Source organism: Salipaludibacillus neizhouensis (assembly GCF_002886185.1).
Lineage (GTDB): Bacteria > Bacillota > Bacilli > Bacillales > Salisediminibacteriaceae > Salipaludibacillus > Salipaludibacillus neizhouensis.
This window is the reverse complement of record NZ_KZ614148.1, coordinates 171,796-184,775: the sequence shown is the minus strand read 5'-3', so window position 1 is coordinate 184,775 and position 12,980 is coordinate 171,796. Positions and strand designations below refer to the sequence as shown.

Below are 12,980 nucleotides of genomic sequence, written 5' to 3'. Positions count from 1 at the left end.
AACTTGAACTTGCTGAGTAAAACGCCGAATGCATCAGCTGTTAAGAACACAATTGTATTTGGGTGTCCGGCAACACTTGGTAGTATGATATTATCGATTGCGTCAATTGGATAGGCTGCACGTGTATTTTCTGTTAGAGATACATCGTTGTAATTTGTAAGACCAGTATTTTCGTCAATCATAACATTTTCTAGTACAGAACCGAATGTAATCGCATCAAAGATTTGAGGTTCCTTCTCGCGAGATAGGTTTACGCATTTTGCGTAGCAGCCGCCTTCAATATTAAACACACGGTTATCAGACCAGCCATGCTCGTCATCACCGATTAACTTGCGGTTTGGATCTGCAGATAGCGTTGTCTTTCCTGTACCCGATAAGCCGAAGAACAACGCCACATCGCCTTCTTTAGACACGTTTGCAGAACAGTGCATAGGTAGAATGTCTTGTTCTGGCAACAAGTAGTTCATTACAGAGAAGATAGATTTCTTCATTTCACCTGCATACTCAGTACCGCCGATCAGTATAACACGCTTTTCAAAAGAAACGATAATGAACGTTTCAGAATCTGTACCGTCAATAATCGGATTTGCTTTGAACGTCGGTGCCGATACGATTGTAAATTGATCATCGTGTTTAGGAGAATCAATCCCTGTCGGACGAATAAACAATTGGTGTGCAAATAAGTTATGCCAAGCGTATTCATTTATAACTTGAATTGGAAGGCGGTGGCTGTGATCCGCTCCAGCAAAGCCTTTAAATACAAAGATTTCTTCTTTTTCTTTCAAGTATTCTAATACCTTTGTGTACAGATTATCAAAATGTTGTTGGGAAATCGGTTGGTTTACAGTGCCCCAATCAATTTTGTCTGCAGTGGATGCTTCTTTCACAATGAATTTATCTTTAGGAGAACGACCTGTGTATTTACCTGTTGAAACAGAAACAGCACCAGTAGAAGTTAATTTTCCTTCTTTTCTCATTATTACTCTTTCTACTAGCTGCGAAACACTTAATTGAACCTGTGCATTGCGTCCATTTAATAACTCATGTAATTCAATTTGGGCCTTCATAGTGCTCATATACATACCATCCTTTGTCTTTTTAATAAAAACTCTAATTCCTATAAATAGTTATGTTATGGGATCATCCCTTAAATATGTTGCATATTTTTTTGGCTGGCAAACTGACCTGCTACTAGCTTTACGAGGTCTACTACGCGGCAGGAGTAGCCCCACTCATTATCATACCAGGCAAGAACCTTTACCTTACGGGTTCCCATAACGATTGTAGATAAACTATCAATAATAGACGAACTTGGATTTGTATTGAAATCTACTGACACAAGCGGCTCATTACAGAACTCTATAATACCCTTCATCGATCCTTGGGACGCAATCTGAAAGGCATTATTAATTTGTTCCACTGTCACATCACATTTTACGTCTACTACAAGGTCTACAAGCGATACATTTGGAGTCGGAACACGTAGTGCCATACCATGTAGTTTTCCGGTTAAATGTGGTAGTACCTTTGCTAATGCCTTAGCTGCACCTGTTGTAGTCGGAATAATGGATTGTGCGCAAGCCCTAGCTCTACGTAAATCCTTATGTGGATTGTCGATATTATTTTGGTCATTTGTATATGAATGTACAGTGGTCATTAAGCCGTTCTCAATGCCGAATTGTTCATCTAACACCTTTACGACTGGAGCAAGACAATTGGTTGTACAGGAGGCGTTTGAGATAACATCATGTTTTGTAATATCCAACTGCATGTCGTTTACACCAACTACAATAGTAGCATCTTCATTTTTACCAGGAGCTGTTAAAATGACCTTCTTTGCCCCTGCTTCTATGTGCAGACTTGCTTGTTCTTTTGCATTAAATTTCCCTGTGGCTTCAATCACAACATCTATGCCTAGTTCCTTCCAAGGAAGATCTTGCGGATTACGATAATTAAGAAGTTGAACCACCTTACCATCAACCAATATGCGATTGTGCACTACCTCTATTGAACCGTCAAATTTCCCGTGCACGGTGTCATACTTCATAAGGTGTGCTAACGTGTCTGCTGAATAGCTCGCATTAATTGCTACAACCTGAAATGAGCTTTCTTTTATTGCTTGACGAAATACCATTCTTCCAATACGACCAAATCCATTTATAGCAACATTAATCATATAAACAAGTCCCTCCTTAATTACGTTATAATAATTAATCAATTACGTTATAATATATCATTGTTTTCCAAAAATAGTATAACATTAATAAAAATAAATTCATAACATAATTTTTTTAATAACTTAATCAAAATCAGCTTTTTAATTTAAAAATTCACCAAAAAGATAAGAACGACAAGTACCCTATGTCATTTGCAGCTCTAGGTCAAGATTTAGTCTCTTATAAGGGAGCGTTTCCATTTTCTTCGGCGTTCCATGCTTAATGACTTCCTCTCCCCATATGTTAGTAGTTTTGTAGAATAATAAAAAATTTATGTAACTAGTGTAAGCGTTTTTTAAATCCGTATTGTTAAATAGCTCTTATTAATAATCGTTCGCTTTCTTTCTAAATAACCACACGGGGAGCATGCAGGAATTAAACTGCATGTCAACTACTCTCCTCTCTCTGAAATGCCAATTCAAGGCGAAACGACTGGACTTGCACACGAAGGGCCGATTGGTGAACAGTTGGCCGATTCTTGATTTATCCTGGTAGAAGATCGAGTCTATTTTAAGATTAAACGAATCGATCAATTTACAAAAGACCAGCAAAAGTTTGTGATCCGATTGAAAGAAAATGTAGAGATTTTCAGGACTCATGTTTTAAAACGCATGCAGGAAGCTGAATCTCCTGTCACGCTTGATATTACTTGTCAATTGGGTACCGAACAATCCCGTTCTAAGGAACGTCATCGAGTGGTATTTTTTAAGGATGATTACGGCAACGAGATGCGTGTCGTCACCAACTTAATGAACGTAGTAACCACTGAAGTCATCGCAGACATGTACAAAGCAAGATGAAGAATTGAAACGTTCTTCCGATGAATAAAACAGAACCTAAATGTCCCTGTTTTATTTGGCACGACTGAAAATGCTGTTTTTAATCAGCTTTTTGCCGCTTTAACCGCCAGCATGAGTAGAATGTTATCTACTCATGCTGGTCCAATAGCCGTGTGAAGTGGGATATACAACTTTCTTAAAGGCTTTTTTTCGTTTAAGGAGGTGAGGTATATCTTGTACGTATTAAGGGATTTTTAGATATAAGGGTGTTTTTTCTATAAAACTATTTTGAAAGGGTGTTTTTTTAATGACAAATTGTACTCAAGAAGAACTCATGGACAAATTACAAGCTCCATTTGATGCAAACGATGTTAGAGGGCTCAACGAACTGTTAATACGAGAAATAGTTTTAAAGCAGTCGTCATGCCTTATGTAACGAATCGAACAATCATGTCTCGGTTAGATTCAGTTTTCGGAGTGGAATATTGGAAAAATGAATTCATCTTAGTTGAAAATATTGGTGTGAAGTTCCGGATTTATGCAAAAGTGAATGAAGAGTGGATCTTTAAAGAAGATGAAGCGGAAATGAAACCTAATGATAATATTGATTCTATCAAGTCTGCTAGTGAAATTGTCTAACTCTTACTCCTTGTCACGTTACAATGCTCTTTTCTGTAAATACTTTTAAAAATGGTTTATTTCACATCTTTCACTAATTTATTGTAAACAGCAATAGAAAGTGCGATATCTAAGACACCGGATCCGACACTTTCATAGAGCGTGATTTCTTGCTCATTTTCTCTTTTTGGAATTTTTCCAGTTAGCACATCTCCCACCGTACCTGACACTTTGTCTTTGGTAATCTTTCCTTGTTCGAATGGAATCAAAATATCACCGGCGGCTTCCCATAAACCCTCAACGTGTTCCGTAATTACTTTATCCGATTTCAGTACTGTTTCTGTATCAATTTCCTGCATAAAAGAGGTAAAAGAACCAATCGCATTGATATGTGTACCTGGTTTGACTGAATTTCCTTTAAAAACAGGAATGTGTGAGGTAGTACAAGTACAGATAATATCAGAGGATAAAACGCACTCGTCAGCTGTTTTAGCCGCAATGATTTTATATGGCCGATTTTTGATCTTTTCAATTCTTTCAATAAAATTTTCTACTCGTCCAGGATCAATATCATACACGTAAAGTTCCTCAATAGGTCGAATTTCTTGGATGGCCAATACTTGAGAGAACGATTGGAGTCCTGAGCCGATAATTCCTAGTTTGTTGGCATCTTCTCTTCCCATTAAGTCAGTAGCGATTGCTGCACTGCCGCCTGTTTTGATGGCAGTCAGATAGTTCGCATCAATCAGTGCTTGAAGTTCGCCAGTTTCAGCTGAATATAAACTGATCTTAGAGATTGTACTAGGAAGATCTTTTTTCAAATTCCCAGGGAAAACAGATGAAAATTTTGATCCGAAGAAAGGTTTGTTCGTACAATTAGCGACTAACCATTGTCCCACATTTTTTTCGCCGCGAATAGGCATAAAAGTACGGTTTCCTGCATAAATTTTTCCTTCAACACAATCTTCATAAGCCTCCTTGATAACAGGGAGAACCAATTCCATATCAAGTATATTTTGTACTTGTTCTTCTGTAATTTGTCGCATAATATCCTCCTTAGATTTAAATAGTGTCTAATATTATATAAATTTTACAATTTTAGTAAAATTATACTCTTTTAAAATTCGTATAACTATGATGGATTTTGGTGAAGTTTTTGTATCAGAATCAATTACTACTAAATTTCCCGGAAAACTTTTCCCAATATTATATATTCAGTCTAATATCCAAAAAACCCCTTATGCCCAAATATCTCCTATACTGAATCCGTTAGGAAAAGGATCCATTGGATCAAGTACATAAGTGTTATATCCAGTAATCCACGCCTGTCCTTTAACAGTTGGTACGACAGCTTTATAGACACCAATTTTAACCTCATCAACAAGACGACCATTATATACTGTCCCTAAAATCCCTTCGTGTCGGAAATCTTGATTTATTTTCAATTCACCCTTCTCATACAAAGTAGCCATCTTTGCACAAGTTCCAGTCCCACAAGGACACCGATCCAGAGCACCCGTCCATGTAGAAGGGTCATCCCAGTCAAGATCTCCGGAAGCAACGTTTACAACATTCTTCCAATCTGCTTCAGAATTTGTAGGTGGTCCAGAAAGCTGAGATATAGTAATACCGACTCCTGGATAATCAGGATGTTCTACAGGTAATTGTTCCTGAGCAGCCTTGCGTATCATAGCGGAAATACGAGCAATTTCACGGCCATGTTCAGGGATAAGTTCAAGTCCCTTAAACTGTCTTACGTCAGCAATGACATAGAACATCCCTCCCCATCCTACATCCACTTTTACTTTTCCTAAATGAGGTACATCAATTTCTGCATCGATATATGGTGCAAAAGCAGGAACATTCTGAAATGTTACGTTCGTCACTTTACCATTTGAACATTCTGCTTTTACTTCAATAAGCCCAGCAGGAGCCTCTAGTGTTAGTTCAGTTACTGGTTCATGCATAGGCAACATTCCAGTTTCTAATAACACCGTAACCACAGAAATGGTATTCCCACCCGACATAACTGGGTACTCAACCTGCTCCATTATAATGTAACCTGCATCTGCATTCGGATGCTTAGGGGGGACTATAAGGTTACAACAAAGAGGAGGATATCCCCTTGGTTCTCTTAACATAAGTTTTCGAAGCTGATCATCGTTATTTTCAAGCCAACGCATTTGCTCATAAACTGTTTTTCCAGGTATATTAGGAACTCCTCCAGTAATTACACGCATAGGCTCCCCAGAATGGGTGTCTACAGAATGGATCATTCTTTTAAAACTCATATTTTACACTCCTCTATGATTAAATTGGTAAACTTTCAACGCTTTATTTGAAGTTTGACACTTTATAATTATTAGCCATTGTTTTGTGAACGTTGTTTTTCCAACTTTACATAACTAAAGCTTAAATTCCTGACCAATTCCTAATTCTTTTGCCTTTTTAAATACATAGTTCCCGATGTATGCGTCAAATAATGCCATGCTGACCGTTTTAAATACAATGGGATTTGTGTTTTGAGGCGCTTTCAATCCCCCCTTTAACAAATCTGATAACAATACTATTTGATTCTCTTTAACCCATCCTCTTTTCAATGGATCTATAATATCTCCACATTCTTTTTTCCCTTGTTCAGAATCTATATAATAATAGTCTAAATCCTCAAATAAAGTTTGGGGTAATTCTCTCATATTACTTTTATAAGAACCAACTCCAACAATCAATTTATTTTCATAAAGCCCTGATATTTCTGGAAGAACAGGAGAAACAGAAGTTGTGGTTGTTATTATAATTTGTGAATTACGAACTAATTCTGTTTTATCTAAAACAGGTATGATTTCGATATCACTTTTCGAAATTGTCCGAAACTCTTGAATAAACTTTTCCGTTTTTTCAGACGATCGATTAAATATGTAAATTGTCTTAACTGAAGTACTGGAGACAGCTGCAAGAAGTTGATACATTCCCTGTAATCCGGTCCCTATTAATCCAACTGTTTCGGCCTCTTTCATAAAAAACCTCATAGCAACTCCTGAAACAGCTGCGGTTTTTATGGCTGTTAAAACGGAGCCGTTTATTATTGCTAGTGGATCTCCAGTTTCTCTGTTATTAAGTAACACTAGCCCCTGTGTAACCGGATTATTCGTTGTATTATTTGATGGATATGATGTGACAACCTTTAAACCAATACAGTCATCTACAAAACATGGCATTATCAATAAAGTATCTTCATCCTTTACTTTAGAAAAAGTCCTGGCAGGCATAACAAAATCATTATTAGCATATTTTAAAAATGCTTCTTCAATAACATTAATTGCTTCTTCCATTGATAGGGATTTTTTTATATCTTTTTCAGATAGTAATAACATAAAAAACCCTCCTTTCTAGTCACATTATTTATTAGTTAAGCCACGTTGAATTCTAAATATTAACTACACCAGATATGTTGGAGTTTAACAATCTTTCAAACTACCAAATAATACGCCTTTATTTTAATAAGACCTGATCCATGTTTTTACAACCCTAAAAGTAAACGTGGAAGGAATAAAGCAACTTCAGGAATAAATGTTGTAATAATGAGCGTAGGTAACCAAGCAAATAAGATCATTAACATCGTTGGTCCCATCATTGTGTTGATCGGTGCTTTACTCATTCGACCACCTAAATATAATAAAGGAGCAGTAGGTGGAGTAAGGAGTCCCATTCCTAAGTTAACTCCAATAATAGCCGCAAAATGAATAGGGTCAATCCCTAAATTCACGACAATAGGTAGCAGAAGAGGCGTAGCTAGTAAAACCGCACTTACATCATCCATTAACATTCCAATAACTATTAGAAATAGATTAATTAATAACATTAATAACAATGTGTTCTCTGTTATTGACAATAAAAACTTCATTAGAGTATCTGGTATATTCTCCATTATAATAATACGGCTGAGAAGCATTATCCCAAATAGCATAACCATAAGTACCCCAGTTGTTGTCGCTGCTTCCACAAATGATTGATAAAGACGCTTTCGGTTCAATTCTTTGTAAAACCAAAAACCAATAGGTATTGAATATACTACAGCAACTGCCGCGGCTTCAGTTGGAGTCATCGCCCCACTATATATTCCACCTAATACAATAAATGGCATTAGTAAACCAGGTATAGCTAGCATACTTGTTCGTTTTTTACTTGTTGATAACAATTCAGGGTTATCATTATTTTGTTGAATATTAATATCTTTATCCTTCATATAAATAGTATTTATAATACTCAAAAGAATCATCAATATAATTCCGGGCCCTAATGTCGCTAAGAAACTAGCTAAAACCGATTGATTTCCAATCCACGCATACAAAATCATAATTGCACTAGGAGGTATGAGAAGACCTAGTACAGAAGAACTGATAATTAAGGAGGCAGCAAACCCTTTTGAGTAACCACTTTTCTCTAAACGAGGAAACATTATTGCACCTATACTATTAAGTGCAGCGGCCGCACTTCCGGACATCGCACCAAAAATGGCACAAGCTATAATTGTAACAACCCCCATTCCACCTTTAGTTTTACCTACTATCATTTCGGTAAAGTCTACAATCCTTCTACCTATCCCACCCAAGCTCATCATGCCGCCGGCCATAATAAAAAGTGGTATCGCCAATAAAACCATATTATTTAGTTTACTAAATCCATAGGGGATTAAAAAGCTAGGGTCATATCCTAAAGAAAATATTAAATATATGACTGTCGCTAAAAAAACAAATGGGATTGGTATTCCGATTATCAAAGTAACTATTAAAATAACTAAAGCAATTAACATCTCCATACAATAAACCCCCTTAATCTTTGAATTAAATTGAAGATTAACATCCCGTCAGGGGACTATTCTTTGCCTTTTTTCATTTCATCTTTAACCATACTAATTTGGCGAAAGAAATCTATTAATGAATAAAAAGACATCAATATGAATCCTATTAGAACTGTTCCATGTGGAATAAATAAAGGGATTTGGTAACCGGATGTGTTACCCCCGTTATTGAAACTCCAAAATATGTACTGTGAATTCCAGAATGTTATAATTAAACAGACAATAAGTACTACGACTGAAGTAACCAACCTATTCCATGCTTTTATTTTTCCACTTTTAACATACGATTCCAAAATATCAGCAGTAATATGACTTTTTTCATAGCTACCTTGAGCAGCACCTATAAAATACAGCAAGAATATGGGGATAAGGAGCAGTTCTTCAATTCCGAATAAATCGATTTTAAAAACATAACGTAAACATACAGATAGGAATAAGCCGATAAGAATAAGTATGCTGGATATAATCATAATCCCCTTCTGTACTTTAACTAATGTCTTCAAATTAAACCTCCCCTTTACCATTAATTTTCCGAATTATACTCACTTTTTCAAAGGTAAAGATTATTGTTTTAAATCTGTGGAAATGACATTTTGAATAATCAAAAGACTAGACAAATGTCATTTCCACTAAATATATTACTCCTTTAATAATTCATCAATAATATCATCACCTAGACGTTCCTTAAGCTTTGGCCAAGTATTTTCACGAACATACTCAGCTAATTTATTAACTTCTTCTTCACTAAATTCAACAACCGTTATTCCTTCTTCTTTCAGTTTTTCCATGTATTCCTTATCATAACTTTCAGATGTTTCAATACTTTCAGCCATCATCTCTTTTGATAATTCCTCTATTAATTTACGATCCTCTTCATTAAGTCCATCAAGAAGACTTTTATTTATTATTAAAGCATCTGCATTAAAGAAATCATTCGTTTGGTAGTAATATTTTATAACATCACGATAGCCTAGATAATTTAAGGAAGCTTCTCCACCAGACCAACCATCAGCAGCACCAGTTTGTAAAGAAGTATAAAGATCGGCATATGGAATTGTTACAGTTCTAAAACCAATATCCACCATCGGTTGTCTAAATACATCATCTGGTGGTACGCGTAATAATAAACCTTTATCTTCCCCTAAGTCTAATAAATTTGTCATTTCCTTGGTGGTTCCAATTCCCCCAAATCCATTTGCATGAAAGCCTAGAAGTTGAACACCCTGCTCATTATTTACTTCTTGTAACTTATTAAAAACATAAGAGTCAGTACCAATAACGCTATCTATATCTTTATAATCTTTTACTAAATAAGGAACAAAGTTTAATCTTAAACGATCATCAAGTTCACCTGGTAGAGAGATTAAAGCCATGTCAAGGGTTCCCCGCCCTATCTCTTTATACACTGTTGTATAATCTCCTAATTGGTTTGCTGGATAAACTTTTACATTAATTCGTCCCTCAGTTTTTTCTTTTACCTGTTTTGCGAACTTATACAATGCTTGAGTACTTGGATGGTCATCTGGAGATTGGCCAGAGAGTCTTATATCAATGGTATCACCAGCTTTTTCTTTTTCACCTGACGCGCCTTCACTTGAACTACAGGCTGAAACTACAAGTGACGCAAGTAATATAACAAATAAACTAAAAATCTTATTCTTCAAAATTATTTCCCCCTCTATAAAACTTAGACTTTTTGCGTATAGAGTTTTCCTTGACTAAATAGTTTAATGTACTCATAACTTCCGGCTTTAGAATCTGTACCTGATAAATTAAATCCACCAAATGGATGAATACCTACAAGGGCACCTGTACAATTGCGATTCACATATAAGTTCCCACAATACATACGTTCAATGGCCTGGTCTATACGAGCTTGATCGGAAGAGAAAAATCCACCCGTCAGACCGTAATCTGTATTGTTATACATCTCAATCGCTTCTTCCCAGTCTTTTGCTTTCGCAATCGCAAGGACAGGCCCAAAAATTTCTTCTTGCATAATTCTACTATTACTATCCGCGTCACCGAGAATAGTTGGATTAATATAAAACCCTTCATCACTTCCTGAGTTTCCACCTAAAAGGAGTGTTGCCTCACTTTTTCCGATTTCAATATACTTAAGAATACTGTTATACGCTTTTTCATCAATAACAGGACCAACCGAATAATCCTCTTCACCGTTCCCAATACTTAATTCTTTCGTTAACTGCACCACTTTTTCCACCAATTCGTCATAAATACTTTCAACAATAATGGCACGTGAACCCGCGGAACATTTTTGACCTTGGAAACTAAATGCCGAGGACACAATGGACTCCGCAGCCGCATCTAAATTGGCTGTTTCATCCACGACAATGCCATCTTTTCCTCCCATTTCTGCATTTACTCGCTTAATCCACTTTTGACCTTTCGCTGTTTTACCTGCAAGCTCATTGATGTGAAGCCCTACATCTTTAGATCCTGTGAAACTGATAAAACGAGTAAGAGGGTGTCCTGTTATAAAGTCGCCCATGACGGAGGAATCCCCGGGTATGAAATTAATCACTCCACTCGGTAGACCGGCTTCCTCTGCTAGTTCAACAAATTTATAGGCAATAATCGGTGTTAAGGACGCTGGCTTTACTAGAGTAGTATTACCTGTAACTACAGCCGATGCAGTTAAACCAACACAAATAGCTAAAGGAAAATTCCAAGGAGGAACGATAAAACCTACACCTAACGGAATGTATGTTAACTTATTTCTTTCATCAGGAAGACTTTTCAAGTAATGAGTATCTTCATTCAGTTGAATCATTGATCTTGCGTAAAAATCTAAGAAATCAATGGCTTCCGAAACTTCCCCATCCGCCTCTTCATAGTTCTTTCCTGCTTCAATAATTAATATAGCTGATAATTCATGGCGTCGTTCTCTCATTAAATCTGCTATTTTGAACAAATATGAAGCTCGTTTTTCTGGCTTTACTAGTTTCCAAGTTTCAAACGTTTCCGTAGCCGTGTGTAAAGCTTTTTCAGCCATCTCACGATCTATTTTACTCATGGTCCCAACAATTTCTTCGTTCTTTCCTGGATTAATAGAAGTGATTTTATCTTCTGTGTAAATTTTTTCTCCTCCAATAATCACAGGATATTCTTTTCCTAAATTACCTCTAGCCACCGAGATGGCTTCTTTTAACGCCTTTACCTCACCGTCTAGTGAAAAGTCCGTATTGGGTTCGTTCTTGAACGTATCTAACTTTAAATATTGAAGAGTTTTAGTCATTTTAGTTCCCCCTGTTGATTTATTTAAATGTACTTTTCGAAACGTTTCGCTCCCATTTTTAACCCATATTTTTTGGCCATCCGATTTGCCGTTTTATTTTTAGCTAGTGTCTGAAATGTATTGCTTACTATTTTCTCCATATCCTTCCCCCTTCGAATCCATAGTTTTTATAACCAGTGAGGGTTCTCCCAAAGTGATAGATCATTTCCAATACCTAATTGCTTCGCGTTTTCATACACTCTAAAAGCTTCAGAAACATCGTGTATAGACATACCAATTGGATTGAATAAGATTTTTTGTTTAGAATTCTCTCTTCCAGTTTTCTTTCCAGTAATAATTTCTCCTAAATTAACTACTGATTCTTCTTTTATAATTCCATCACGGACTGCTCTATAACTAACATCCACACCGTGATGTTTCACGTGTTCAAAATCATCCACAACCACTTTGTTATAGTGAATCAGTTCTGCTGGATCAGTATCCCAAAAAGATATTTCAGAATGAAATGCCCCTTCCTTCAGCCATTCTCCCTTTACATATGGGTAGGAAGACATCGTTGCTGTTACTACAATATCGGAACCTTTAATAGCTTCTTCTGCACTCCCTGCTGGGGAAACGCTTACATTTAATTCATTTGACATTTCTTTTGCAAACTCACATGTCTTTTCAAGATTTAAATCATAGACTTTAATTTCTTCAATATTACTTCCGAAAACCCCTACAATAGCCATTAATTGCGTTCTACTTTGAACACCTGCACCAATGATACCCACAACTTTAGAGTTCGGATTAGCTAAATATTTAGCTGCAATACCAGTTGCTGCCCCTGTCCTCATAGCGCTTACAATTGTTCCATCCATAATAGCTAAAGGAAAACCGTTATTAGGATCAGTTAGAATTATGATTGCTGAGGCTCTTGGTTGACCAATTTTTTTAGGATTCTCTGGCATACTCGGAATCCATTTCATCCCCGCTACATCCAGATCGCCACCTAGATAAGAAGGCATCGTCATGATTCTTCCTCTTGTCTCTTCTGTTTCTGGTCCTCCCCAGCGAATGACAGGCTTTGAAGGCTGAACAACATCACCTTGACCATGGAGTTCAAACGATTTTTGAATAGCAATTAGTGTACCTTTCATATCAAGTCCACCAGATCGAATACACTCTTCTTGTGAAAGGTAAATAAAACCAACCCTCTTACTTTGTTCAAGTTTTTCTAACTTTTTTAGTGTGCTCACTTATATCCC

Annotated in this window: 13 protein-coding genes; 3 read left to right on the top strand and 10 right to left on the bottom strand. The window is 36.5% G+C overall.

What is annotated here, in order from left to right:
• Both CEF18_RS23840 and CEF18_RS23835 read right to left on the bottom strand, forming a co-directional pair.
• The coding region (locus tag CEF18_RS23840; protein WP_223292466.1) for a phosphoenolpyruvate carboxykinase (ATP) at nt 1–1,076 on the bottom strand (1,076 nt) is incomplete at its 3' end.
• Nucleotides 1,077–1,147: 71 nt separating this feature from the next.
• On the bottom strand, nt 1,148–2,176 hold the full coding sequence (locus tag CEF18_RS23835; RefSeq protein ID WP_110939000.1) for a glyceraldehyde-3-phosphate dehydrogenase: 1,029 nt from the start codon (nt 2,174–2,176) through the stop codon (nt 1,148–1,150).
• A 525-nt stretch (nt 2,177–2,701) separates the two neighbouring features.
• On the opposite strand from CEF18_RS23835, the gene CEF18_RS27080 reads away from it, so the two are divergent.
• From CEF18_RS27080 to CEF18_RS23825, 3 genes are all read left to right on the top strand, one after another.
• Complete coding sequence (locus tag CEF18_RS27080; RefSeq protein WP_317624112.1) at nt 2,702–3,016, top strand: hypothetical protein; 315 nt, start codon at nt 2,702–2,704, stop codon at nt 3,014–3,016.
• A gap of 286 nt (nt 3,017–3,302) precedes the next feature.
• Nucleotides 3,303–3,431, top strand: a complete 129-nt coding sequence (locus CEF18_RS26925; RefSeq protein WP_259458013.1) for a hypothetical protein — start codon at nt 3,303–3,305, stop codon at nt 3,429–3,431.
• On the top strand, nt 3,419–3,634 hold the full coding sequence (locus CEF18_RS23825) for a hypothetical protein (protein WP_110938999.1): 216 nt from the start codon (nt 3,419–3,421) through the stop codon (nt 3,632–3,634). Before CEF18_RS26925 ends, CEF18_RS23825 begins: the two co-directional genes overlap by 13 nt.
• Nucleotides 3,635–3,690: 56 nt before the next feature.
• Here the strand turns inward: CEF18_RS23825 and CEF18_RS23820 are convergent, their stop codons facing one another.
• From CEF18_RS23820 to CEF18_RS23785, 8 genes are all read right to left on the bottom strand, one after another.
• Nucleotides 3,691–4,659 (bottom strand): ornithine cyclodeaminase family protein, encoded by a 969-nt coding sequence (locus CEF18_RS23820; RefSeq protein ID WP_110938998.1) that lies wholly within the window; start codon nt 4,657–4,659, stop codon nt 3,691–3,693.
• Nucleotides 4,660–4,851: 192 nt separating this feature from the next.
• Nucleotides 4,852–5,904, bottom strand: coding sequence for a proline racemase family protein (locus CEF18_RS23815; protein WP_110938997.1), 1,053 nt, complete (start codon nt 5,902–5,904; stop codon nt 4,852–4,854).
• Between the two features lie 114 nt (nt 5,905–6,018).
• On the bottom strand, nt 6,019–6,987 hold the full coding sequence (locus CEF18_RS23810; RefSeq protein ID WP_110938996.1) for an ornithine cyclodeaminase family protein: 969 nt from the start codon (nt 6,985–6,987) through the stop codon (nt 6,019–6,021).
• A 146-nt stretch (nt 6,988–7,133) separates the two neighbouring features.
• Nucleotides 7,134–8,432 carry a TRAP transporter large permease gene (locus CEF18_RS23805; RefSeq protein ID WP_110938995.1) on the bottom strand — a complete coding sequence of 433 codons (1,299 nt, stop codon included), beginning with the start codon at nt 8,430–8,432 and terminating at the stop codon, nt 7,134–7,136.
• A gap of 56 nt (nt 8,433–8,488) precedes the next feature.
• The gene (locus CEF18_RS23800; RefSeq protein WP_183041260.1) at nt 8,489–8,977 is read right to left on the bottom strand and encodes a TRAP transporter small permease; all 489 of its coding nucleotides are present in this window, start codon (nt 8,975–8,977) and stop codon (nt 8,489–8,491) included.
• A gap of 135 nt (nt 8,978–9,112) precedes the next feature.
• A complete protein-coding gene (dctP, locus tag CEF18_RS23795) occupies nt 9,113–10,138 on the bottom strand; it encodes a TRAP transporter substrate-binding protein DctP (RefSeq protein WP_183041261.1) in 1,026 nt (341 codons plus the stop codon).
• Nucleotides 10,139–10,161: 23 nt separating this feature from the next.
• On the bottom strand, nt 10,162–11,733 hold the full coding sequence (pruA, locus tag CEF18_RS23790; RefSeq protein ID WP_110938992.1) for an L-glutamate gamma-semialdehyde dehydrogenase: 1,572 nt from the start codon (nt 11,731–11,733) through the stop codon (nt 10,162–10,164).
• 167 nt (nt 11,734–11,900) lie between these two features.
• The gene (locus CEF18_RS23785) at nt 11,901–12,971 is read right to left on the bottom strand and encodes an ornithine cyclodeaminase family protein (RefSeq protein ID WP_110938991.1); all 1,071 of its coding nucleotides are present in this window, start codon (nt 12,969–12,971) and stop codon (nt 11,901–11,903) included.
• Between the last annotated feature and the right edge of the window lie 9 nt (nt 12,972–12,980).

What these genes read in the sequence shown, in the direction of transcription:
- CEF18_RS23820 (WP_110938998.1), bottom strand. Translation starts at nt 4,659, where the DNA reads ATGCGACAAATTACAGAAGAACAAGTACAAAATATACTTGATATGGAA.
- CEF18_RS23835 (WP_110939000.1), bottom strand. Translation starts at nt 2,176, where the DNA reads ATGATTAATGTTGCTATAAATGGATTTGGTCGTATTGGAAGAATGGTA.
- pruA (WP_110938992.1), bottom strand. Translation starts at nt 11,733, where the DNA reads ATGACTAAAACTCTTCAATATTTAAAGTTAGATACGTTCAAGAACGAA.
- CEF18_RS26925 (WP_259458013.1), top strand. Translation starts at nt 3,303, where the DNA reads ATGACAAATTGTACTCAAGAAGAACTCATGGACAAATTACAAGCTCCA.
- CEF18_RS23805 (WP_110938995.1), bottom strand. Translation starts at nt 8,432, where the DNA reads ATGGAGATGTTAATTGCTTTAGTTATTTTAATAGTTACTTTGATAATC.
- CEF18_RS23825 (WP_110938999.1), top strand. Translation starts at nt 3,419, where the DNA reads ATGCCTTATGTAACGAATCGAACAATCATGTCTCGGTTAGATTCAGTT.
- CEF18_RS23815 (WP_110938997.1), bottom strand. Translation starts at nt 5,904, where the DNA reads ATGAGTTTTAAAAGAATGATCCATTCTGTAGACACCCATTCTGGGGAG.
- CEF18_RS23810 (WP_110938996.1), bottom strand. Translation starts at nt 6,987, where the DNA reads ATGTTATTACTATCTGAAAAAGATATAAAAAAATCCCTATCAATGGAA.